Annotated in this window: 23 protein-coding genes; 22 read left to right on the forward strand and 1 reads right to left on the reverse strand. The window is 40.2% G+C overall.

Annotated elements, in window-relative coordinates:
• Nucleotides 1-16: 16 nt before the first annotated feature.
• The 22 genes from ODQ17_RS17075 to ODQ17_RS17180 all read left to right on the forward strand — a co-directional run bounded on the left by ODQ17_RS17075 (nucleotide 17) and on the right by ODQ17_RS17180 (nucleotide 21,318).
• Entirely contained in the window at nucleotides 17-2,071 is a 2,055-nt protein-coding gene (locus tag ODQ17_RS17075) for a portal protein (protein ID WP_322905132.1), read from the forward strand.
• Complete coding sequence (locus ODQ17_RS17080) at nucleotides 2,064-2,963, forward strand: hypothetical protein (RefSeq protein ID WP_322905134.1); 900 nt, start codon at nucleotides 2,064-2,066, stop codon at nucleotides 2,961-2,963. Before ODQ17_RS17075 ends, ODQ17_RS17080 begins: the two co-directional genes overlap by 8 nt.
• A 14-nt stretch (nucleotides 2,964-2,977) precedes the next feature.
• Nucleotides 2,978-4,234: a P22 phage major capsid protein family protein gene (locus ODQ17_RS17085; RefSeq protein WP_322905136.1), complete on the forward strand. Its 1,257-nt coding sequence runs from the start codon at nucleotides 2,978-2,980 to the stop codon at nucleotides 4,232-4,234.
• Nucleotides 4,235-4,294: 60 nt separating this feature from the next.
• Nucleotides 4,295-4,735 (forward strand): hypothetical protein, encoded by a 441-nt coding sequence (locus ODQ17_RS17090; protein ID WP_322905138.1) that lies wholly within the window; start codon nucleotides 4,295-4,297, stop codon nucleotides 4,733-4,735.
• Between the two features lie 2 nt (nucleotides 4,736-4,737).
• Nucleotides 4,738-5,217 (forward strand): packaged DNA stabilization gp4 family protein, encoded by a 480-nt coding sequence (locus ODQ17_RS17095; RefSeq protein ID WP_322905140.1) that lies wholly within the window; start codon nucleotides 4,738-4,740, stop codon nucleotides 5,215-5,217.
• Nucleotides 5,210-5,668 (forward strand): transcriptional regulator, encoded by a 459-nt coding sequence (locus ODQ17_RS17100; RefSeq protein WP_322905142.1) that lies wholly within the window; start codon nucleotides 5,210-5,212, stop codon nucleotides 5,666-5,668. The genes ODQ17_RS17095 and ODQ17_RS17100 overlap by 8 nt, the downstream gene beginning before the upstream one ends.
• Before the next feature lie 2 nt (nucleotides 5,669-5,670).
• Complete coding sequence (locus tag ODQ17_RS17105) at nucleotides 5,671-7,059, forward strand: packaged DNA stabilization protein (protein WP_322905144.1); 1,389 nt, start codon at nucleotides 5,671-5,673, stop codon at nucleotides 7,057-7,059.
• Nucleotides 7,060-7,431 carry a hypothetical protein gene (locus ODQ17_RS17110; RefSeq protein ID WP_322905146.1) on the forward strand — a complete coding sequence of 124 codons (372 nt, stop codon included), beginning with the start codon at nucleotides 7,060-7,062 and terminating at the stop codon, nucleotides 7,429-7,431. It begins immediately after the preceding gene.
• Nucleotides 7,432-7,764 carry a hypothetical protein gene (locus tag ODQ17_RS17115; protein ID WP_322905148.1) on the forward strand — a complete coding sequence of 111 codons (333 nt, stop codon included), beginning with the start codon at nucleotides 7,432-7,434 and terminating at the stop codon, nucleotides 7,762-7,764.
• A complete protein-coding gene (locus ODQ17_RS17120; RefSeq protein ID WP_322905150.1) occupies nucleotides 7,764-8,339 on the forward strand; it encodes an aspartyl/asparaginyl beta-hydroxylase domain-containing protein in 576 nt (191 codons plus the stop codon). Before ODQ17_RS17115 ends, ODQ17_RS17120 begins: the two co-directional genes overlap by 1 nt.
• Nucleotides 8,336-8,791, forward strand: a complete 456-nt coding sequence (locus ODQ17_RS17125) for a GNAT family N-acetyltransferase (RefSeq protein ID WP_322905152.1) — start codon at nucleotides 8,336-8,338, stop codon at nucleotides 8,789-8,791. Before ODQ17_RS17120 ends, ODQ17_RS17125 begins: the two co-directional genes overlap by 4 nt.
• 1 nt (nucleotide 8,792) lies before the next feature.
• On the forward strand, nucleotides 8,793-9,434 hold the full coding sequence (locus ODQ17_RS17130; RefSeq protein WP_322905154.1) for a hypothetical protein: 642 nt from the start codon (nucleotides 8,793-8,795) through the stop codon (nucleotides 9,432-9,434).
• 12 nt (nucleotides 9,435-9,446) lie between these two features.
• A complete protein-coding gene (locus ODQ17_RS17135; RefSeq protein ID WP_322905156.1) occupies nucleotides 9,447-10,742 on the forward strand; it encodes a hypothetical protein in 1,296 nt (431 codons plus the stop codon).
• Between the two features lie 44 nt (nucleotides 10,743-10,786).
• The gene (locus ODQ17_RS17140) at nucleotides 10,787-11,218 is read left to right on the forward strand and encodes an Sbal_3080 family lipoprotein (RefSeq protein WP_322905158.1); all 432 of its coding nucleotides are present in this window, start codon (nucleotides 10,787-10,789) and stop codon (nucleotides 11,216-11,218) included.
• 95 nt (nucleotides 11,219-11,313) lie between these two features.
• Entirely contained in the window at nucleotides 11,314-13,824 is a 2,511-nt protein-coding gene (locus ODQ17_RS17145; protein WP_322905160.1) for a glycoside hydrolase family 24 protein, read from the forward strand.
• Nucleotides 13,821-14,753 carry a hypothetical protein gene (locus ODQ17_RS17150; protein ID WP_322905162.1) on the forward strand — a complete coding sequence of 311 codons (933 nt, stop codon included), beginning with the start codon at nucleotides 13,821-13,823 and terminating at the stop codon, nucleotides 14,751-14,753. The genes ODQ17_RS17145 and ODQ17_RS17150 overlap by 4 nt, the downstream gene beginning before the upstream one ends.
• A gap of 12 nt (nucleotides 14,754-14,765) precedes the next feature.
• On the forward strand, nucleotides 14,766-16,877 hold the full coding sequence (locus tag ODQ17_RS17155) for a hypothetical protein (protein WP_322905164.1): 2,112 nt from the start codon (nucleotides 14,766-14,768) through the stop codon (nucleotides 16,875-16,877).
• Nucleotides 16,877-17,950: a hypothetical protein gene (locus ODQ17_RS17160; RefSeq protein ID WP_322905166.1), complete on the forward strand. Its 1,074-nt coding sequence runs from the start codon at nucleotides 16,877-16,879 to the stop codon at nucleotides 17,948-17,950. The genes ODQ17_RS17155 and ODQ17_RS17160 overlap by 1 nt, the downstream gene beginning before the upstream one ends.
• A 95-nt stretch (nucleotides 17,951-18,045) precedes the next feature.
• Entirely contained in the window at nucleotides 18,046-20,013 is a 1,968-nt protein-coding gene (locus ODQ17_RS17165) for an acyltransferase family protein (RefSeq protein WP_322905168.1), read from the forward strand.
• A 256-nt stretch (nucleotides 20,014-20,269) separates the two neighbouring features.
• Nucleotides 20,270-20,557, forward strand: coding sequence for a phage holin family protein (locus ODQ17_RS17170; protein ID WP_322905170.1), 288 nt, complete (start codon nucleotides 20,270-20,272; stop codon nucleotides 20,555-20,557).
• Nucleotides 20,550-20,999 (forward strand): lysozyme, encoded by a 450-nt coding sequence (locus tag ODQ17_RS17175; RefSeq protein ID WP_322905172.1) that lies wholly within the window; start codon nucleotides 20,550-20,552, stop codon nucleotides 20,997-20,999. Before ODQ17_RS17170 ends, ODQ17_RS17175 begins: the two co-directional genes overlap by 8 nt.
• A 124-nt stretch (nucleotides 21,000-21,123) precedes the next feature.
• Nucleotides 21,124-21,318, forward strand: a complete 195-nt coding sequence (locus ODQ17_RS17180) for a hypothetical protein (RefSeq protein WP_322905174.1) — start codon at nucleotides 21,124-21,126, stop codon at nucleotides 21,316-21,318.
• Here ODQ17_RS17180 and ODQ17_RS17185 read toward each other — a convergent pair.
• Nucleotides 21,315-22,520 (reverse strand): tyrosine-type recombinase/integrase, encoded by a 1,206-nt coding sequence (locus ODQ17_RS17185; protein WP_322905176.1) that lies wholly within the window; start codon nucleotides 22,518-22,520, stop codon nucleotides 21,315-21,317. The genes ODQ17_RS17180 and ODQ17_RS17185 overlap by 4 nt on opposite strands.
• Nucleotides 22,521-22,702 lie beyond the last annotated feature (182 nt).

Consider the following 22,702-nt stretch of genomic DNA (forward strand, 5'->3'; position numbering starts at 1 on the left):
TAAGTGAGGTCAAGTTGTGACTAAAAAAGAACAACTTGCGACCATACACGCCCGTGCAAAAATCCAATTCGACAAAATCCAAAGTGCTGTGCGTGATGAACGTCAACAGTGTTTAGAGGATCGTCGTTTTTATTCAATCGCTGGGGCGCAATGGGAAGGCAAGCTAGGCGAGCAATTCGCAAATAAGCCGAAGTTTGAAGTCAATAAAATCCACTTGGCTGTCATTCGAATTATTAATGAATATCGAAATAACCGAATCACAGTAGATTTTGTTTCTAAAGACGGTTCACAGAATGATGAGCTAGCAGATACATGTGATGGCTTGTACAGGGCAGATGAACAGGATTCTGGCGCAGAAGAAGCATACGACAATGCCTTTGAAGAAGCTGTGGGTGGTGGCTTTGGTGCTTTCCGCTTGCGTGCTTGTGAAGAAGATGAAGAAGACGAAGAAAATGAGCGCCAACGCATCAAGATTGAGCCAATTTTTGATGCTGACTCATGTGTGTTCTTTGACTTAGATGCTAAGCGCCAAGACAAGGCGGATGCAATTTTTTGCTTTGTCCTAACTTCCATGACTCATGATGCCTACAAAGAAGAATATGACGATGATCCAGCAAGCTGGAATAAAGACATTTCCAATTCTGAGTTTGATTGGTGCACACCTGACATTGTTTATGTAGCTGAATACTACGTTGTTGAGAAGGTCAAAGAGAAACAACACATCTTTGTGCTAATCGATGGCACTGAACAGCGCTACTTGGCAGATGAGCTTGAAAATGATCCTTCAGTTCAAGAGCGATTAGATGCTACAGGTGCACAAGAGTTAAGAGTCAAGACTCTTGAGCGTCGAAAAGTACACAAGTACATGATGAGTGGTTCTAAAGTTCTTGAAGATTGTGGGTACATTGCAGGTCGATATATCCCGATTGTTCCTGTTTATGGTAAGCGCTGGTTTGTAGATAACGTTGAGCGTTGCATGGGGCATGTACGCCTTTGTAAGGATGTGCAACGCCTCAAGAACATGCAACTCAGCCGATTAGGTGAAATTGCGGCTCTATCTCCAATTGAGAAGCCAATTATGGCTCCAGAACAGGTTGCTGGCTTTGAACATATGTGGGCCAACGACAATATTGACAATAATCCGTATTTGCTTGCCAATCCTTTAACTGACATCAATGGCAACTTGATTGCACAAGGTCCAATTTCATACACAAAACCTCCACAGGTGCCTGCATCGTTAGCAGCATTGTTGCAATTAACAGATGTAGACATCCGAGAGCTTCTAGGCAACCAAGAGCAAGGCGAGAAGATCAACGCCAATGTGAGTGCAGAGGCAATTGATTTAGTTCAAAACCAGCTTGGTATGCAGTCTTACATCTACATTGATAACTTTGCAAAAGCAATTAAGCGTTGTGGTGCCATTTGGTTATCTATGGCCAAAGAACTTTATGTTGAAGAAGGTCGTCGAATGAAGACGATTGGTAAGCAAGATGAAGTGGATAGCGCAGAGCTGGCAAGACCTGTCATTGGTGAAAGTGGTATCGAGTATGAAAACGACTTAACCAAAGCATCATTTGATGTTGGGGTTGATGTTGGGCCAACTTCATCAAGCAAGAAATCAGCAATCGTACGTCAATTACAAGCCTTACTTCCGTTCACTACAGATCAGCAAGATATGAAGATTCTACTTGCAATGATCTACATGAACATGGAAGGCGAAGGAATCAAAGATTTCCGCAATTACTACCGGAAGTGGTTGGTTCAAATCGGGGTTGTAGAACCTACTGAAGAAGAGCAACAGGAATTGATGGCTGCAGCGCAGAATCAACAGCCTGACCCTCAGACACAGTTGGCTGAAGCATTAACGCAAGAGTCGCAAGCGAAAGCTATGAAAGCTCAAGCAGATACATATCTCACAGCTGCCAAAACCGAACAAACCAAAGCTGATACAGCAAAAACACTCGCATCTATGGAAAACGAACAGAGAGATTCTGTCGTCAATGCCATTAACACGATAAATCAAAACATGGCGTCCGCTCAGCCTATGAGTGAGGGAGTAGCAAATGTCTGAACAAGATCTAGAGCAACAAGACGAACTTCAAGAAGATGAAAATCTTGAGATTGAAACACCAGAAGAGGATGAAGATCGAGATGATCCAGAATCAACTAATGAAGATACTCAAGAAGAAAGTGAAGAGTTCGACATTGTTGTAGGTGATGAAAAACCAGAAGAGCAGGAAGAAGATGACTTTCATCGGCAGCCAGCCCCTGAATGGCTCAAGAAAGAACGTGCTGAAATCAAAAGGATTCGAAGGGAAGAACGTGCTCGAGAGCGTCGCATCAAAGAGCTTGAAGCTCAAGTGAATGGAACTGATAAATCAGAACCAATTGAGCTGGGAGAGGAGCCCACTCTAGAAAGTGCTGATTATGATGTAGAGGAGTTCAAAAAGCAGTTTACAGAATGGCACGAACGAAAAGCCAAATATGAACAGCAAGAAGCTTCTAAGCGCGAAGAGCAAGAAAAGGCTAACAAGGTTTGGCAAGAAAAGCTCAATAGCTATGAAACCAAAAAGACTGCAATTAAATCGAAAGTACGAGACTTTGATGAGGCTGAAGAACTTGCGCGAGATGCGCTATCTCAAACTCAACAAGGCATTTTGATTCACGCAGCCGAAAAGCCTGAACTTCTTATCTATCACCTAGGTAAAAACCCTCAAAAAGCAAAAGAATTGGCAGCAATTACTGACCCAATTCAATTCGCTTTTGCAGCAGCAAAAATTGACGCTCAGATCAAGATGACAGTACGTAAACCTTCAACTAGTCCAGAACGCAAACCTAGCGGCTCAGCTGCATTAAGTGGCTCTGTGGACAACACGCTTGCAAAACTCCGAGCAGATGCCGAGAAGTCAGGCGATTACACCAAAGTTAATGAATACAAGCGAAAGCTTAAACAAAATCAATAATGGAGTAGGCAATAATGTCTAATAGTTTCTCTAAAGAAGAACGCGTTGCCTTTGAGGACATGTTGGAAGGTTTCCAAGACCAACTTGTTTTATCAAAGCTAGTAAACAAGTACCGCATGAGCGATGTTGAAGCAGAACGTTCAAACAACACAATTTGGCGTCCAATGCCTTACATCGCTACCTCTTATGATGGTATGGATCAAACAGGTAACTTTAAAGACAAAACTCAATTGTCTGTACCGGCTACCATTGGTTATAAAAAATCTAGCCCTTGGATTCTTGATGCTCAAGAACTACGTGACCAACTGCAAGAAAACCGTTTAGGTGATGCAGCTAAGCAAAAACTTGCTTCTGATATCAACTTGGCTGTTTCTAAAGTTGCATCATTGCAAGGTACTTTAGTTGTTAAACGTACTGGTGCAGCAACTGGCTTTGATGATGTGGCACTTGCTGATGCAATCATGAATGAGCAAGGCATCCCAATGAATGATCGTCGTATTGCATTGGCAACTCGTGATTACAACTCAATGGCTGGCGACTTGGCTAAACGTCAAAATGTAGTTGGTAAAGTTCAGACTGCTTATGACCGCGCATACATTGGTGATGTTGCTGGTTTTGATGCATTCAAACTCGACTATTCAGAGCGTCTAGGCGCTGCTACAGCAACTGGTGTGACGATTGGTGCTGCTAATCAGTTCTATGTCCCTAAAGCGACTTCTACGGCTGCTACGGGCGAAGTTGGCAACGTTGATAACCGCTATCAAACAATCACTGTGGCTGTGACTAGTGGAACTCTCAAAGAAGGTGATGCATTCACTATCACTGGTGTTGAATCAGTACACCAAATCACAAAACAAGCAACTGGTCAGTTAAAGACTTTCCGTGTTGTTAAAGTGAACAGTGCAACTTCGATTGTGATTTCGCCTCCGATTGTGTCTGCTCAAGGCGCTTCTGAAGCTGAAAAGCAATATCAGAATGTAAGTGCTACACCTGCAAATGGTGCAGTTATCACTATGCTCAACACAGCAACAGCTTATGCGAACCCATTCTGGCATCGTGATGCAATTGAATTGATTCCTGCGCGTTATGCGGTGCCTACAAATGCAGGCGCAGCGGTATTGCGTGCAACTACTGACCAAGGTATTGAGCTGGTATTCCAGAAACAATATGACATCAACACAATGAAGACTAAGTATCGTCTAGATACTATGTTTGGTGTTGTGATGGTGAATCCAGAAATGGCTGGTATTGAATTATTCAACCAAACCTAATCTAACCCAGTGACGACAAATGCCCGCTATATGCGGGCGTCGTCATTTTTGGAGGCTGAAATGTCAGATGAATATCCTAAAGCTCTATATCGTGGCGACACTAAATCATATGAACATGTGATTGCAGATGGTGAAGATCACGAACAGCATTTGCGCGAAGAAGGCTATGTCAATTACTCAGAATTAAAAGAGCCAGAAATTGTAGTGGTTGGAAAGGTGGCTGGTTCAAGTGGTGAACTTAAAAAGGTTCAAGAAGAACTCCTTGAGGCACTAAAAACCAACAAAGAGCTTGAAGAACAACTTGCCACTGCAAAAGGTGAGTATATCTCCCGAATTAATGCACTTAAAAAAGAAAACGACATCTACAAATATTCAGCAATGGATGCAGGTGAGTTAAAAGCCATTCTTGATGAGAAGGGCGTTAAATACGGCTCACGTGATGGCAAAGACGTACTTGTGAACTATGTGCTTGAAAGCCTTTACCCAAAAGAAGGTGAATAATCATGTCATGGACAAAGCGGCAAATCATTGAGCAAGCTTATGAAGAACTCGGTCTGGCTGCTATGTTCTATGATTTGCAACCCGAGCAGATAGAAAGTGCTCGAAGAAAAATGGATTCAATGGTTGCAGGCTGGTCGACAAAAAACATCCAAGTTGGTTATCCATTACCAAGTGAAGCGAATAGCAGTGATGTAGACCAAGAAACCAATGTTCCAGATTATGCAGTTGAAGCGCTCTACTTAAATTTGGCAATCAAGATTGCTCCTTCACATGGCAAAGCTTTAATGCCTGAAACCAAGATTGCAGCTAAAGCTGCTTACAACACAGTGCTGCAAAAAGCTGTCTCAAATCCTCCGAAGATGAAATATAGCTGTGAGCTACCAAGTGGTGCTGGCAATAAATCATGTGATCCATTTATTCGACAAACACAAGACAACGACGTTTTAACACCTGATCAAAGTGTGGGGTTCTTTAATGAGTAAGCGATTAAATTCAACAGACAAAATTGAATCAGGTGATCAGTTTGTTTTGTACAAAGCGAATTGTTCAGACTTTCGTGGGCTTCCACAGGATTTACTACTTGATTGGATCAAAGAGAATCAGCCAGAACCGCCTGAATCTGGCACTAGTCCAATTGTTCAGCACTTTAACCCTTATTCCAATTTCATTTTAAATGTTGAGAACCACCCTGAGGGAACATATCTGCTTTTAAACCCATCAAGTGGTATTGAAAATGGCACCATCAAGTTACCTGTTTATGCAGAAGTTTCTGACAAGCAAATGATCATCTTCACTTGTTCACAACAGATCACCAACTTCACAGTTGATGGCAACGGTGCAGCTGTAGTTGGTGCACCTAATGCAATACATGCAACAGGCTTCTTTAGTCTTCAATTCGACAAACTATCGGGCACTTGGTACCGCAGGGGGTAGCTATGCAAATCCCTGTAATGAATGGTATTTACACTGATCAAAATTCAGATTACCGCACATCATATCCTCGCAATTTAATTCCAGTTCCTAAAGAAAATGGCATTTCTCAAGGTTATTTGCGACCTGCTGAAGGCATTGATCAGTTCGCTGATTTACCTGGTATCGATCGAGGTGGAATTGAGTGGAATGGTGTATGTTTCCGCGTTTGTGGCAATAAGCTCGTTAAAGTAAATGCAGATGCATCGATAACAGAAATAGGTGATGTTCGTGGATCTGGATACTGTAATTTTGACTATTCTTTTGACTACTTGGCTATCAATTCAGGCACATATCTTTATCTATATAACGGCACTGAATTAAAGCGCGTTACAGATGAAGACTTGTTAGATGTTTTAGATGTCATTTGGGTTGACGGTTACTTCATGACAACTGATGGTGAGTTTATTGTCATCACTGAATTGAATGATCCATTTGCAGTCAGTACCTTGAAATACGGCTCGTCAGAAGTGGACCCTGATCCAATTGTAGCTCTAATTAAACTTCGAAATGAGGTTTATGTTCTTAACCGCTATTCAATTGAAGTCTTCGACAACGTTGGTGGGGAGAACTTCCCATTTAGTCGTATTGATGGAGCTATGGCAACGCGTGGTGCATTAGGCACTCACACTTGCTGTAAGTTTATTGATGCTATTGCGTTTCTCGGCAGTGCCAAGAATGAGCCAGTAGCCTTGTGGTTGTCAGCTAATGGTTCAGCTCAAAAGATCTCAACACGGGAGATAGAGCAAATCATTCATCAACATGATGAAAAGACTCTATCAAAGTGTCTGCTTGAGTCTCGTTCAGTAGAGGGTCATAACTGGCTTTACCTTCACTTGCCAAATCAAACCCTTGTCTATGACGCATCAGCTTCTGAGGCAGTAGGTCAGCCTATCTGGTTTAGTTTGTCATCTGGCAAACAGTACAACGCTCAAAACCATGTCTGGTGTTATGGCAAATGGTTAGTAGGTCATCCAAAACTTCCAAAGTTGGGGACCTTGAACAATCAGAAGGGTGAGCATTGGGGCTTAGAAGTAGATTGGGAGTTTAGCACGACAATTCTCTATAACGAGTCACGTGGTGCAATCTTCCATCAAATCGAGCTAGTCGCTTTAACTGGTCGAATTGAACTAAATAAAACCCCAACTATCCAGACTCAATACTCTTTAGACGGCGTTATTTGGTCAAATCCAAAGACGATCAAAGCAGGTCGAGTCGGTGAGCTAAATAAGCGTCTTGTATGGTTCCAACAAGGCTACATGAACAATTGGCGTATGCAAAAGTTCACTGGCACATCAACTGCAAGACTTTCAATTTCACGCTTAGAGGCTTATATCGAGCCATTGGTGGTGTAAATGGCCCTAATAGATCCTAAAACACCACTACGCTCTGATTTAGAGCGCATGTGTGGTGGCAATCAACGATTAGTAAAGGCATTTGAAAAATTATTTAGAGTCTTGCCCTCAATTGCAGATGGTGATGCAGAGGCTATTCAAGGGGCACAAATAACAGCTGATGCTGCTCTAAGTAATGCATTTCTAGCCATCTCTCTCATTGAAGCAGTGGCTGATCTGGCTGAAATGGTTGCAACTGAGCCTAAGCACGAATGCTTAGCCAATGTGAACAACAACGAATATTTACCAAGACAAGAATTCATCGAACAAGATGTACTCAATCCTGTTTGCCAGTCGCTCGAGTACGTAAATTTCAATTTAGAGGTTACTTAAATGGCTATTAAGGCAAAAGAATTAATTCCTGCTAAATATGCAGAGAACTCTCAGACGACACAGTTTATCGCTCAAGCGCCAACAGCAATTGATAAATTTACAATTACTAATACTTCCACTGGTGTAGTTAAGTTTAGTGCAAATCTAGTTATATCTAGTGCTACTGCTGGAACATCAAATCTTGTAATTAAAGAAAAAACGGTTGCAGCGGGTGATACATATATCTGCCCAGAGCTTGTAGGCCATAACTTAGAAGTCGGCTCATCTATTAGCACCTTAGTGGATACGGTTGACGCTTTGGTTATTCGAGCTTCAGGACGGGAGATTACTTGATGAAGAATTTCCACCTTATCACTCAAGCTGATGTAAATGCCCTGATGCTTAATATCAAACGTCATCCTGAGCTTTGGAAGGAAGACACGTTCTTGCGTGATTACCCTCAAGGCCCATTCGGTGAAATTGAAAGTATTATGCTTCGATTCCCTGAAAAGCGCGTATTTCAGCAAGAAGAAGAACTTGAAAAATATAAACGTGGTGAAAGTAATTTCGATCAACATGAAAGCATCGATTATCCAGCCTTTGCCATTCTTACAGAAGCACGACCAATCATTTTTGGATTAATGTCACTGGTTCAAGGAGAGCGTTTAGGCCGTGTGATGATCAATAAGATCGCACCAGGTGGGAAAATCTTTCCTCACGCAGATTCGCCTGAGCATACAGATTACTACACACGGTTTCATGTGGTTTTGCAGTCATCTGCCGGATGTTACTTGCGTGCTGGCGATGAACAGTTCGATATGAAAACTGGTGATGTTTTCTGGTTTGACAATAAACTTGAACATGAAGTTGTTAACAATTCAGCTTTTGATCGGCTTTCGATGGTAATAGATATCAAGGTGAGAAAATGATTACAGCACATGTAGAAAGTTTTGAATCTAACCTTGATTACCTAAAGCCACTCTTGCCAATCCACTATGAAGAACTGGCCTTAAACCAAGATAAAGTTCCACTCTCACCACAATTCGACAAATACATCGCCGCGGAACACCGCGGCGAATTGCTATTTGTTGGGTTGAGAAAAGCAGGGGAACTAGTCGGCTACTTTATTGGATTTGTCGCACCGGGGCTTCACTACTCAACCTGCCTTACATGTCAGATGGATATTTTCTATGTCCATCCAGAACATCGCGGTTCAGGTGCAGGGTTTCAGTTATTTAAATTTGTTGAGCAACAGCTTAAGCAGCGTGGCGTACAGCGAATGTTCGTAGGCTCAAAGATGCATAAAGATGCGTCTTGGCTCTTTGAAAAACTTGGCTATACACCTGTAGAAACTTATTACTCAACTTGGCTAGGAGATTAACATGGTAGCAGCAGCAATCGTAGGAAGTGCAGTTGTAACTGGGGTTGCATCTAGCCAAGCATCAAAAAGTGCAGCTAAGAAAGCTGCTGGGGCACAACAAGACACTACTTACGCTTCAATTGAAGAACAGCGTCGACAATTTGACGCAATGCGTGAACTACTTAATCCCTTTGTGGATGCTGGCAAGCAAGCACTAGGCGGTCAACAAGATTTATTAGGCCTGAATGGTTCGGAGGCACAGCAAGCCGCAATTGATAATATTGCCAATAGTTCTGCTTTTAAAACCTATCAGCAACAAGGTGAAAATGCAATTCTTCAGAATGCTTCAGCTACTGGCGGTCTTCGTGGTGGCAACACTCAAGCAGCCTTATCTCAGTTCTCTCCACAACTACTAAATCAAATGGTAAACCAGCAATATTCAAATCTAGGTGGCTTAACTGCGTTGGGTCAGAACGCTGCCGCTGGTGTTGGTAATGCGGGTATGCAGTCAGCTAATAATATCAGTGGTCTATTGCAGAATTTAGGCGCTTCACAGGCAGGTAATGCACTGGCGCAAGGTCAAGCTAATGCCAACATGTGGAATGGTGTGAATAGTGCCATTGGTAGCCTTGGCGGCATGTATTTATATAAGAACGGTTTCTAGTGAGTTATAAAAATGGTTCAGCCTTATGATTACACCTTAGATATTCAAAACCCAGTGGATACTCTCACCAATAGTTTATGGAAAGGGTATCAACTGGGTGCTTCAGTTGAGCAAGTTCAAAAGCAACGTGAACAAGAGGCGTTACAGAAACAAGCTGAACTGCAAAGAAAACAAGATACTCAAACTTTAATCCAGAATCCTACAAATGAGAATTTCACAAGTTTTCAGCTTATGTATCCTTCTCAAGCAGAAACAATCCAAAAAGTTTGGGAGCGTAAAAGTCAGGCGGATAAAGATCTATCTTGGCGTATAGGTTCTGAGGCTTTAGCGGCACTATCAAATAAAAATCCTGAGATTGCCAAAGAAGTCTTAAATAATGCAGCTTCTGCTTACGAAAATTCAGGGAAAAAACAAGATGCAGGATCAATGCGCTTTTATGCAAATTTAATTGATAAGAATCCTGAAAATGCTCAGACCTTAATGCAGGGCTACCTTTCTACGGTTGACCGTGAAAAGTTCGACAAGACATTTGAACAATTTAATATGCAAAATCGTGCAAATGAAAAACAGCCTTATGAGTTAAATCAGATGGCAGCTAACACTGCGAAAACTGTTGCTGAAACCAATGATATTCCATTAGCTGCTGAAGACCGTCGAACTGGGGTTAATAACCAAGGCAAAAAGATTGAATATGACAACCAATACAACTACGACAAATTGAGTCAAGATCAGCAACAGTTTTATGATGGTTTGGACAAAACAGAGCGAATCGAAGCGGCAAAGTTAAGAGCTTCAAAAGCAGAATCTTCAATCCAAAGAGTTGAGCGTCTAGAGAAAGTAGAAAACTACGCCAATGCCGCAAAACAGGCTGCTGATGCATCTAACCTTGCAGCTAAACTCGTTAATCAAGCCAAGGAAAATGGAGGTGCTTACTGGGATCGTCTTGTTCGACAAGTGCCAGGCACATCAGAAAATACTTTTGCCAAAGACATTGAGACTTTGAAGTCACAAGTTTTCCTAGCTCAGGTTGAAAAGATGCGTGGTTTAGGTGCGCTTACTGATAAAGAGGGTGATGCTATTCGATCATCTATCGCTTCGTTGGATATTAACCAAGGCCCTCAAGCTGTCCAGCAAAACCTCACAAAAATTGCTCAGCAAATGTCAGCAGCAGCCAAGAGTGCCAACCGGAAAGCTCAACTCTATGCAACCAAGGGGCAGGGCTATTCGCCAGCAGTTACTGAGGCCGCTAAAACACTTGGAATCTCTCCTGCTGAAGCTCAGAAGTTTGTTAATGAGAATGGATTGTAAAATTGGTCATATGTTATTCTCTTTTCATTCATGAGGAGAGAATAATGAATAAAATTTTTATATTGGCATTTCTAGCAACAATAATAAGTGGATGTGCTACTACCAGTGTCAAACAAGAATCTAATTTTGACGCAAGTCAAATTAAAAAGATCTGTATCGAAAACAATTCCAAAGTAATAGTTCAAAATTTTGAAGAAATTATTTCAGACAGATTACAAACCCATAATATTGATACTGAAGTGTTTTTGAAGGGGAACAAGCCCGAAGGGTGTGAATACGTCTTGAAATATACGGCATATCAAAAGTGGGATTTTACAATGGTCATGAATAAGGCAGATTTGTATCTTTATAAGAATAACAACAAGGTTAGTTCAGCAAATTACACCTTAAATATGGGTGGCTTTTTAAATCCTACAAAATACAAAAGTAACACCGAAAAGCTTAATCCAGTAGTCGATCAATTGATTGGTAAGTAATTAAGAAAATTATTGATATTAGTCAATAAGTCACCACAAATTAAATGCTCAGATAGCTAAAACTATTTGGGCTTTTTTACGCCCAAGGAAAAGCTATGGCAACAAGAGATAATTACGAAAAGCTACTGAATGCACCTAATGTGCAAAAAATGCTTAACTTGATTGCTAGTGCAGAAGGTGTAAAGCATGATTATAACACCCTGTTCGGTAATGAACGTGTTAATGATTTATCTTGGCATCCTGGTGTAAAAAAGGGATTCACTCAAACAGATGGTAAGAAAAATGCAACCACTGCTGCGGGACGATATCAATTCCTTGAAGATACATGGAATGGTGTAGCCAAACAGCTTGGACTGAAAGACTTTTCACCAAAGAATCAGGATATTGCAGCAGTAGCTTTGCTTGCACAAAATGGCGCATTGCCATCAGTCTTGAAGGGCGACTTCAAAACAGCAATTCAAAAATCTGGTAGCACTTGGGCCTCATTGCCATCTTCACCTTATGCTCAGCCAAAAAGGTCTTGGAGTGATCTTGGAATGGCAAACCCTGCTCGCGAACAATACCAATCCAAAGCCTCAGATATTGTTGCAGCGTACAAGAAAAAACAACAGGAGCAAGAAGCACAAGCACAACCAAAAGTTGATGCAAGGCGTGCACAGCGTATTGTTGAGGAATACCAAAAAGCAAGACAGGATGGTCGTATAAAAGATGCTGCTACTCAACCTCAAGGCTTACCAGACTTTGATGCAAATGGGGTCATAACCTATGAACAACCACAAGCCACACCTAAACAACCAGAGCTATCTTTAGCAGATAAAGCCTTAGGATTGGGTGAAACAGCTTTATCTGCTGCCACTGGAGCAACAGGCGGAACATTAGGGATGCTAGGTGGAACCCTAGGCCAAGCTGGCCGTGAAATTCTTTCAGGTAATTTTGGCACACCAGAAGCAGCTCAACGTATTTCCCAAAATGCGGCAGAAGGTGCGGCAGACTTAACTTATGCACCAAGAACTCAAATTGGTCAGGAATATACTCAAGCCTTGGGTGAAATCTCTGAGCCTTTAGCAGCCTTAACCCCTGCTTTAAGTGAGTTGGCTTTAGTTGGTCAATCTGCACGTGGTGTTGCGCCAATTGCACATGGTCAAGCAATTCGGACTGCTCAAGCAGTTGCGCCAGTCGTTGAGCGGGCGGGTCAGGCTGTGCAGCGACCAATTCAAGCAACAGCAAATATTGTGCGTTCTGGTGCTCAGCGAGTCGGTGAGATGGTGGGCATGAGAACGGCAGAAGCAGAGAGTCCAGCTCCTGCAAATGTGGGTGCTGCTCAAGTTGATCAAGCTACGATTCGACAAGCTATGTCGCAAGAATTGCCTTATCCAGTTCAACTGACAGAAGGTCAGATGACACGTGATCCTGCACAGCTGAAGTTTGAAGTTGAAACTTCTAAAGATGCCGAATTAGGTGCTCCACTTCGCCAACGCCAAGAAGAACAACACCAAGTAATGCAACAGAATATCGATGCATTTATTGATATGACAGGCGCTCAAGCTACGAATATGCGTGAAACTGGTATCGCAGTTGATAAAGCTCTTCAAAAGCAATTACAAGCCGATAAGAATCGTGTACGTGTTGCTTATGCAAAGGCTGATAAGTCCGAAGAGGCGCAGACTCCTGTAGATTTAACCCAACCAGTAAGAGTTGGTGAAAATGAAGCAATGTCTGTAATTGACTACCTGAACTCACAGCCAGATTTGCCAACCACTCCAATTTTAACTAGTGCTAAACGCACAGCTGAATCTTTAGGTATTGCTATACGTGGTGAGAATGGAGAGTTAATTCCAAACAATCCAACGATTAAACAAATGGAGAAATGGCGCCAAGAGATTAATGCCAACACAAATCAGGAAGCGCCTAACATCCGCCAAACTGCAATCCTTAAAGACATGATCGACCAACATGTTGAGCCAGTTGTGGGCAACCTTTACAAGGCAGCTCGTAATGAACGTAAACGCATGGCTGATCATTGGGAAAGCCGTACAATTATTCGAGATTTAACCACGAATAAGACAGGCACTGATGACCGTCGTGTTGCATTAGAAGATATTCAGAAACGAATTATTCATGACGGATCACTTGATGACCTTCGTGTTGCAAAGCGAACTCTTCTAACCTCTGGTGATGAAGGGAAACAAGCATGGCGCGATATCCAAGGTCAAACCCTTCAAGAGATTAAGAATGCAGCTACTGCTGGTGTAGCTCCAGATGCTCAAGGCAATCAAATGATCAGTGCAGCGGCATTAAACAAAGCTATTAAGCGATTGGATGATGCTGGGAAACTTGATTATGTATTTGGACCACAAGGCGCCGAGAAGCTTCGAGCAATCAACGAAATCTCTAAAACATTGTTTACTACACCAGCCTCGGCAGCAATTAACCACAGCAATACTGCTGCCACTTTAGCTGCTGCAATGGATATTGCTATGTCTGGTTTATCTGGATTCCCTGCGCCAGTTGCATCGGCACTGCGACTTGCAACGAAACACATTAAAGACAACAAGGTCAGAGCACGTGTAACTCAAGCTCTTAAGCCACGGAGTACGAAAGAATGAGCAATAGAGTCTCGACGCCATTCCCCATATACAATGACACAGATGGAACCCCGCTAGATGCGGGGTTTATTTTTATCGGCGAGAAATACAAAGATCCAATTTCTTCGCCAATTGCTTTGTTCTATGACGCTGCATTGACGATGCCTGCCGAGAATCCATTAAGAACCAGAAATGGTTATGTAGTGCGAAACGGTGCGCCACGCGAAGTATTTACAGCAGATCCAATCGTCTCGATCCTTGTTCAAAACAAACAGAAAATACCTGTTTGGAACTCTGCATATATCAATCTCAATCCAGGGATTACTCCTGAAGCAGTTGTAGATCCTGTAACTGGCGATTCACAAGCTGACATTAATGCAACGATTCTCAAGAAGGGTGAAAACTTAGAAGACTTGCCTAACAAAGATGAAGCTAGAACCAATCTTGAAGTCTATTCAAAAGAAGAAGTGGATGAGAAGTTTACTGACGAGGTGAAAGACGCCTCTGAAACAGATAAAGGGATTATTCGAGTCGCCACTTCTGCTGAAGCAAAAGCAGGTGAGCTCGATAATGTTGCTATCACACCTAAAAAGATGCCTGAGGCGGTAGCAAAAGCTCTTAATGCGACTGGTGACGCTCCCGTTTTTGGCGCCCGTGCTTTTGGAGTATTCAACGGGGATGGCACAAAGGTTGGTGGCGGGAACTTCGAGAGCGTTACACGTGTAAGTATTGGCTTGTATGAAGTGACACTCTCTAAAGCCCTACCTGATAACAAATATGGCGTTGTAGCTAACTGTGCAGTCTCTGGCGGGGGTGATGCAAAGTCAGCCAATGAAGATGCCGATTTTACAGCTAAGTCAACAACAAAATTTCGAATTTCTTGCACCTTTGGTGGCGATAACACCCAAGGTCGTTTCGATCCCGTGCGCGTGAACTTCCACATATTTTAAATAGGTATGTAAATGAGCAATAAAGTTACAACCCCGTACCCACTTTTTAGTGATATCGATGGAAGCCCGCTTAATGCGGGTTTTTTATTTCTTGGTGTTAATGGTCAGGATCCTGAGCAAAACCCAATTAATGTTTATTGGAATGAAGAAAAAACAGAGCTTGCAACTCAACCCTTAAGAACTAGAAATGGTTTGATTGTTCGTGACGATGTGCCTGCGAAAATATTCATTGAAGAAGTCTCATGTTCTATATCTATTAAGAACTGTAATCAATATCCCGTACAGTTTGTTAGTTCTTTTGATCCGCCTTCTTCCGCCAAAGGTGTAAAGGCTCAGATTGATGCAGAAACTATTAGAGCCACAACAGCAGAGGCAATACTAAGCACTCAGATATCTGGTGTAAATACAACCTTAAGTACATCAATTGCCAATGAAGTTACAAGAGCAACAAGTGCAGAGCTTGCTTTGCAAGGACAAATTAGTTCACTTGGGGTAGGTAATAGGGCATATTTAACTTATGCTGCAATGGATGCAGACAAGGCAAACATCCCTGCTAAATCAAAAGTTACTGTAACTAATGATAGTACATCTACAAATAATGGTGATTGGCAATGGGATGGAACGAACTTTACAAAGTCAATTTACGATCCATTAACTCAGTCTAAAGATTTTACTGTTAGCTATGTAGATAAATCCATTAAAAAGGGCCCAGCCAAGCCATTCTTTGCAGTAGCTTCTTCGAATGACGCGCATGTTTTTTGGGTTGATAGTAATTGTGAAATTTGGACATTTGGAAGTAACTATTCTATAAATCAGCTTATTGTTCAGCTTCAAGACAAAACCAAGCCTTTACTTAAAAAAGATTCCAGAAGTATTTTTAACTTCATAGATCTAAACTCAGACTCTTTTTTTCGCATTGGGCAAGAAGGTTACTTATATTTATTTGATCAAACCCTTTCAGTACAGTCACAATTTAAAGTTATAACTGATCAATTAAATGCTCCACAAAAGAATTTCTCCCTCAAATCAAACAGTATTATTAAGAAGCGTGATTTATATAACACTGATTATTTAGAGCGCCTTGGTAATGTTCGTGCAACTTCCCCATATGTATGTCCTGTTCCACGGTGGATGAGTAAGCAGAGATTTACACTAGGGCAGAACTGGGTAAATACAATTAAGTTGACAGTTCCAACAGAACGTATTGTTGTGCCGGGTTATGATCCAAGCTGGAAGGAAGACATTGGAGTTGTTCACCCTCAGATCATTGAGTTTGAACAGAAGATGGCTGGGTATAAATACTGGTTAGGTCTTAACCCATATACAAATACCAATGAAGATATCGAACTCCCTTTTATTTATGGTAGCAATGATCCAGAGCTAAAAAAATGGGAGCTTATTTCAGGCTTTCCAACTCCTTTTGATCGGGACCCGCCAAATATAAATGGAGTTACAAGTGGCTTTTGTTCTGACTCTGGATTTGTTTATGACGTAAAACGTGGTGATCTACTTTTCTTTTGGCGTAGAACCTTGCGTTATGATGGGCAAACAACACCTGACAAAATTACCAACGAAATTGTAGCGAAGTCTACATGTGATGGGAAAAACTGGTCGGACTATGTTTGGTTACGAGATGCCTATTTTGTAAATGATGGCACTGAATTAGATGAAATGTTAAGCCCTAATATTTTATACAACCCAACTGATGATTTGTATTACTTATATGCTATCAGCAATGGAAAGCTCTACTACAGAACCACTGAAGACATCAGAAGCCGCCAATGGTCATCTAAAACCGAAGCAGTTTTGACTGGCTTCCCTGTAGCTACTGCTATATGGCATTTTGATATGCGTTTTGTTGGAAATAAGCTTGTTGCTATGCTTCATGTTGATTCAAGCGATGCTTATTACTTTGCTGTAAGTGATGACATGCAGAATTTCACTTCAAGCCAATCAACAGTGGTAACTAATCCAAATCCAAACTTATATAAACCTTCTTTTTTGCCAATTTTAGATGAATCAACATTTAAATTGCGCTGCATTTTTACATCAGACCAAGTAACTACACCGCGTTGGCAGCTAAAGGTCGCAGATACAACAATTGAATCCATAGGAGACCTATAATGACAGCTACAGTAATTTCTGACAAAAGCGTTGTTTATAAGAAACTTTCTGATCTAGGCATTCCCAACTTAACAGGATCACTGGACTTTAGAGATGCAAGTTTCAAAATTGGGTCAGCAAGTGTGGCTATTACTGATGTAATTACCTGTACTCGAGCAAATACAGCAGGCTCATATAACGGGGCTTTTGATTACTCAATTGTTAATAACAACTTGCCTAGAACAACTGTAGATCCAACTACAATGAGGAAGGGTTTAATGGTTGAAGCAATGTTTGTGAATTCATTGCTTAATAGTATGACACCAGCTACTAGATCATTAGCCTTTACTTTAGGCTCAAAAATTGCGGCTGTTCTTGAATGTATCGGCACAGGATCTGTAGAAGTTAAAGATGGCACTACCGTTCTGGGCATAGCAACACAGGATACGCCATTTGTATATGTTAATAGTGGTACTGGCAACCAAACTCTAAATCTAACTTTAACAGTTAGTGGAAGTTTACAGTATTACTGCTTATATTCAGGAACAGGTAATAGAAAGCGTGTTACCCGTATTGTGACAACAACTGCAGCTGCGACTTATAACAGTGATGTGATTCAGGTAAATGCATCACAATTGGCAACGCTTTTTAATAATGGAGAGGGATGTGTAGTAATTAAACAGAACTTTCCATCCCCTCTATTTAATAGAAATTTAACCAACTCAACCACATTGCCATTCTTCCAGTTTTTAGAAGCTGCTACGACAAATGGCATTTTTGTTAATCGAATGGAAAATGGATCACGTCCAAACTTCTTACGATTAAAAGATGCAGTTGTGGAACCATTCTTAAATAGTGCTGAATTGTCAGAAAACAACACCATGGCAATTAACTTCTCAAAAACTGGCGCTAAGTTAGCAATGAATGGAGTTATTGGGCAGACATTATCTTTTAGTGGTACGACTGACCTCACGCGAATGTATTTGGGTTCTGGTATTACTTATACGACAAACGGCACGCAAGTACTTCAAGAAGTTCTGTTCTTCAATAGACAGCTTACTGATCAAGAATTATTGGCTATTACAACTGCGTAACAACCATTATTAAATGTTCGGTGTTGTTATTTATTTGTAAGTATTTTGATATACAATTTACTCAATACATTAATAACAATACTGGACATAATTTTGTGAAGTATAGAACGGAAATAGATGGGCTTCGCGCTATTGCGGTTTTATTGGTTATTTTCAATCATTTGGATATCGCCCTTTTTAAAGGGGGGTATGTTGGGGTAGATGTATTTTTTGTTATATCTGGTTTTTTGATTACATCTATCATTAGTAAAGAGATTACAGAAAAGAAGTTTACTTTTAAGAATTTCTACAAGAAGCGTGTTTTACGTTTAGCTCCGGCTTACTTTTTAGTAATTCTGGCAAGTTTTATTTTTTCTCACTTCTTATTAGCTCCAATGGAGTTAGTATCTTTTTATAAGAGTGTTTTGGCATCTTTAGTATTTGCTTCTAACTTTTATATGTGGCTTGAAGTTGGAGGATATTTCTCGTCAAATGCTGAATATATCCCGCTTCTACATCTTTGGTCACTAGGTGTTGAAGAGCAGTTTTATATTATTTGGCCATCTGTACTGATGCTTTTGTTAGCATTCTTTAAGAGGTGGACAGGATTAATAATTGCCTTAACTATTATACTAGGGTGTGCATTTGCACATATCCTTTCTATTAAAGCCCCAGCAATATCCTATTTCTTGCTACCTGCTCGTGCATTTGAGTTATTGATTGGAGCTTCAATCGTCTTTATTAGACCTGCTTCATTTAAAAATACCACTGCAAATATTTTGGCATTTCTTGGCTTGGTAATGATTATTTTTTCAAGCCTATATTTAACTAATGAAAGTATCTTTCCTGGCATCTATGCACTTTTGCCATGTTTAGGAACAGCATTAATTATCTATTGCTTGCAAGGTAAAGAAGGGATTGCTAAGAAGTTTCTTTCATTAAATGTAATGTCATTTTTTGGGAAGATTTCGTATCCACTTTATTTGTGGCATTGGCCTTTAATCGTCTTCTACAAAATCCGATATGGTGAATTAAGCTTTTTAAGTATGGGGCTGTTGCTAGTTTTAATGACTGCTCTTGCATACTTGACTTATAGGTATGTAGAGAAGCCAATTCAAAATAGATTTAAAGGATCAAATCCAGCACCAATTATATTTAAGGGCTATCTATTACCTGTAATTGCTTTTGCTTGTTTTAGTGGATTTGTAGTTATTGATGGCGGATTCAAAGAAAGATTCAGTAAAGAAGTATCTAAAACTGAAGAAGCAATCCACTCAGAGTCACACACAATACGTCATGATTGTATGTATGCTGAACCTGAAGAGTTGCCACCATTAGAAAAGTGCTATTTAGGGCATAAAGATTCGCATGTTGAAGCCTTACTTGTTGGAGATTCTCACGCGAACCATTATTCAAATATGGTGAATGTTCTCTTGAGTAATGCCAACTTAACAGGTTATGAAATTGATCAAAACTCAACTTTCTTTATGCCTGATGTTGAAAGGTATGTACTAAAAGACGGAACTTTGAATTTAGCGCCTGAATTTAAAGAGCGAAATGATAAAATTAAGGAGCATTTAAGCACCCATAAGTATGATTACGTTGTACTTGCTGGATCTTATGCTGATAACTTTAAAGTTAGTCATTTCAAAGATAATACCAACCACTCTAGCGAACAAGTGATGGAAGATGGTTTGAGTCGAGCAATTGACCTTGTCACAAGCACAGGGGCTAAGCCATATATTATTAGGGGAGTCCCTAAGGTAGAGGATTTAGACCAAAACTGTCCATTGCGCAAACAGATGTTTGGAGATTTGAGTTGTAGCTTTGAGCGAAAACAACATGAAGAGCACTTTAAGAAGTGGAATGAAATGTTAGCTCGCTTGAAAGCAAGACACCCTAACCTAAATATCATTGAAATAGAAAGTTTCTTCTGTGATAAAGATAAGTGTTATGTGGATAAGGATGGTCTACCTCTATATGTAGATCAGAAACACATAAATTATGACGCTTCAGGTGAAGTTGGTCGATGGTATCTTAAAAACTTTGGAAATCCCTTTAAAGTGAATTTAAACAATGAATGAGAAGTTATCTTTTTTTCTTCTGTATGCTTTATCAATATTAGGTATTGGTTTTACTTTAATTGGAATATTGGATCTAGATATCCTATTTGGATTCATTGGAGTCTCAATACTATTCGGAGCTTATCTATTTAAAAAAGAGTTCCAATTAGAATATATATTTTGGAAGTAAATTAGTAAGTACTTTTCTAGAAAGGTACTTCATAAATCATCAGCCCCTCTACAGGGGCTTTTTTATTGCCGAAATTAGGGGGAAGGCATGGAATCATGGAAATTCATTCAAGAGTTTCTACAAACTTTTGGCACAGCAATCACTTCATTTTTTATGGGGTTCATTATGGCTTATTTCCGAACGAAGAAAAAATTAGGTAAGGCTGATTGGGCAGAGTCCATTATGTGTGGGCTTTTTTCAGTTGGTGTCTGGTCTTTACTTGAGTGGCTTAATGTTCCACAGATCGTATCTGTTGGTATTGCCTCTGGCATTGGTTATATGGGCACTCATTTTGTTAGTAACTTAATTGAAAAGCGAGTGAATAAAAATGAGTAAAACTACAAGTAGTGTTGGCCTAAACCTCATCAAAGGCTTTGAAGGGAAGCGTACTGTTTCTTACGATGATGGTGTGGGAGTTTGGACCATAGGTTATGGAACTATTAAATATCCTAATGGTGTTCGAGTTAAAAAGGGCGATACCTGCACAGAACAGCAAGCAGAAGATTACCTTAGAAATGATTTAGCAAAATTTGAGACTGCAATCAATAAACTGGTTAAAGTCCCGCTCACTCAAAATCAATTTGATGCTCTAGCTTCATTTACTTATAACCTTGGTGAAACTAATTTAGCTAATTCAACCTTATTAAAGAAACTAAATAAACGTGATTATCAAGGTGCTGCTGATCAATTCCTAGTTTGGAACAGAGCAGGCGGCAAAGTTATGAAAGGTTTAGTTCGTCGCCGAGAAGCTGAGCGAGCACTCTTTTTAAAGAAGTAACTTATATGTGTAAGCGTACTAAAGTTGCATCGATCATCGCATTGCTGTGCTTAATCTTCTCAGGTTGCACAGCTCACACAATTAATAGTAACGTTAATGTCTCTATTTGTGTGAGAGCAATTTAATGTCTAATCAGTTAATAAAACTTCACGACTTTGCAAATACAAAGAATGTTGACCTTGTTGCTGACATTGATAAGAATGGGGAAGTCACCAAAATTTATGACTACAATGGCAATGAACTGAAAATCAATTTCTTGCGTGATGAGGTCTATTATAAAAAGACTTGGTGGAAATTTCAGAAAAAACAGGGCGACTAAACCGCCCAGCTATCTACAATATCAGCCCAATCTTGCATCATTTTTCTTCTAGCATCTAAGTGCTGTGAATGGTCATAAGATGCTTTGGTCTTGTTAGATTCAGCATGAGCAAGTTGTCTTTCTATCCAAGCCTCTTCATAACCTTTTTCATATAGAAGGGTAGAAGCTGTTGCACGAAAGTCGTGTGCAGTTACATCATTCAACCCAATGTATTTAAGCATTCTGTTTAGAGTTGATTTATCTAACATGCCATCAGGTTTATAAATAGCAGGGAAAACATATTTTTTATTTCCTGAGTTTTTATACTGTTTTTTTAGAATCTCATAGACTTGATCAGACATAGGTAAAACATGAAGTCTGTACTTCTTCATGACTTCTCTTGGGAACTCAACTAGACGTTTGTCAAAATCAACCCAAGGCCATTCCATTTTTCTAATTTCAACAGATCGAAGCATTGAGTACAGCAGAATATAACCAGCATTTTGAACAGTCTCAGAGCCATTGTAGTTATCAATATTAGTTCTGATAGTCCGTCTTTCATCTCTATCTAATGGCTTAGCATGGTTGATCTTAGGTCGTTCAATTACATCGCGAACTGCATAAGTAGGATCATTTTCAGCTCGAAGGGTTGCGATTGCATAACGCATCACTGCACCAACAAACTTTCTATTCTGAATAGCTGTTGTTTCACCAGTGCCAAAGTTCTTTTGTTTGCTTACACGTTTAACCGTGTTTTGAATTATTTTAAGCACGTCGGCCGCAGTGACATCGTTTACATCCTTCTTCCCAATTACAGGAGAAATATCTTTCTTTAAAGATGTGATAAAACTTGTCTTATAAATATCTGACTTATTATTTAACCTCTGTTCAAAATATTCCTTTGCAACAATGTCAAATGTATTGGCAACTTTAACCTGCATTGCCTGACGTTCTTTTTTGCGAGAGTCGACTGGATCAATACCTTTTGCTAATTTTGCCCTAACTTCATCTTTTAATTGACGAGCATCTGCCAAAGTTACAGAAGGATACTCGCCAAGGCTCATTGATGACTCTTTCCCATTTAAAACATATTTCAGTCGCCAAAATTTAGCTCCACTCGGACGCACCTCTATATAGAGTCGATCCGCATCTAAAAGGCGATAAACTTTTTCTTGAGGCTTTAAGGTTTTAATCTTTGCGTCAGTTAATTTTATGTTTGACATACGGGTAACGGGTAATGAATTTGGCGTTACCCGTCTTTTTACCCGTTTTCGATGCGGATTAGAAGATACTAATGCGAACTAATAAATACTAATAATATTATAAATCATATAGTTGTATTAAAAATAAAAACTGTTACGAACTGTTATGCACTTAAATCCTTCTTTTCGATCATTAGAAGCAT

Source organism: Acinetobacter sp. IRS14 (assembly GCF_034650275.1).
GTDB lineage: Bacteria > Pseudomonadota > Gammaproteobacteria > Pseudomonadales > Moraxellaceae > Acinetobacter > Acinetobacter oleivorans.

What these genes read in the sequence shown, in the direction of transcription:
- ODQ17_RS17080 (WP_322905134.1), top strand. Translation starts at nt 2,064, where the DNA reads ATGTCTGAACAAGATCTAGAGCAACAAGACGAACTTCAAGAAGATGAA.
- ODQ17_RS17085 (WP_322905136.1), top strand. Translation starts at nt 2,978, where the DNA reads ATGTCTAATAGTTTCTCTAAAGAAGAACGCGTTGCCTTTGAGGACATG.
- ODQ17_RS17090 (WP_322905138.1), top strand. Translation starts at nt 4,295, where the DNA reads ATGTCAGATGAATATCCTAAAGCTCTATATCGTGGCGACACTAAATCA.
- ODQ17_RS17095 (WP_322905140.1), top strand. Translation starts at nt 4,738, where the DNA reads ATGTCATGGACAAAGCGGCAAATCATTGAGCAAGCTTATGAAGAACTC.
- ODQ17_RS17100 (WP_322905142.1), top strand. Translation starts at nt 5,210, where the DNA reads ATGAGTAAGCGATTAAATTCAACAGACAAAATTGAATCAGGTGATCAG.
- ODQ17_RS17105 (WP_322905144.1), top strand. Translation starts at nt 5,671, where the DNA reads ATGCAAATCCCTGTAATGAATGGTATTTACACTGATCAAAATTCAGAT.
- ODQ17_RS17110 (WP_322905146.1), top strand. Translation starts at nt 7,060, where the DNA reads ATGGCCCTAATAGATCCTAAAACACCACTACGCTCTGATTTAGAGCGC.
- ODQ17_RS17115 (WP_322905148.1), top strand. Translation starts at nt 7,432, where the DNA reads ATGGCTATTAAGGCAAAAGAATTAATTCCTGCTAAATATGCAGAGAAC.
- ODQ17_RS17120 (WP_322905150.1), top strand. Translation starts at nt 7,764, where the DNA reads ATGAAGAATTTCCACCTTATCACTCAAGCTGATGTAAATGCCCTGATG.
- ODQ17_RS17125 (WP_322905152.1), top strand. Translation starts at nt 8,336, where the DNA reads ATGATTACAGCACATGTAGAAAGTTTTGAATCTAACCTTGATTACCTA.
- ODQ17_RS17130 (WP_322905154.1), top strand. Translation starts at nt 8,793, where the DNA reads ATGGTAGCAGCAGCAATCGTAGGAAGTGCAGTTGTAACTGGGGTTGCA.
- ODQ17_RS17135 (WP_322905156.1), top strand. Translation starts at nt 9,447, where the DNA reads ATGGTTCAGCCTTATGATTACACCTTAGATATTCAAAACCCAGTGGAT.
- ODQ17_RS17140 (WP_322905158.1), top strand. Translation starts at nt 10,787, where the DNA reads ATGAATAAAATTTTTATATTGGCATTTCTAGCAACAATAATAAGTGGA.
- ODQ17_RS17145 (WP_322905160.1), top strand. Translation starts at nt 11,314, where the DNA reads ATGGCAACAAGAGATAATTACGAAAAGCTACTGAATGCACCTAATGTG.
- ODQ17_RS17150 (WP_322905162.1), top strand. Translation starts at nt 13,821, where the DNA reads ATGAGCAATAGAGTCTCGACGCCATTCCCCATATACAATGACACAGAT.
- ODQ17_RS17155 (WP_322905164.1), top strand. Translation starts at nt 14,766, where the DNA reads ATGAGCAATAAAGTTACAACCCCGTACCCACTTTTTAGTGATATCGAT.
- ODQ17_RS17160 (WP_322905166.1), top strand. Translation starts at nt 16,877, where the DNA reads ATGACAGCTACAGTAATTTCTGACAAAAGCGTTGTTTATAAGAAACTT.
- ODQ17_RS17170 (WP_322905170.1), top strand. Translation starts at nt 20,270, where the DNA reads ATGGAATCATGGAAATTCATTCAAGAGTTTCTACAAACTTTTGGCACA.
- ODQ17_RS17175 (WP_322905172.1), top strand. Translation starts at nt 20,550, where the DNA reads ATGAGTAAAACTACAAGTAGTGTTGGCCTAAACCTCATCAAAGGCTTT.
- ODQ17_RS17180 (WP_322905174.1), top strand. Translation starts at nt 21,124, where the DNA reads ATGTCTAATCAGTTAATAAAACTTCACGACTTTGCAAATACAAAGAAT.
- ODQ17_RS17185 (WP_322905176.1), bottom strand. Translation starts at nt 22,520, where the DNA reads ATGTCAAACATAAAATTAACTGACGCAAAGATTAAAACCTTAAAGCCT.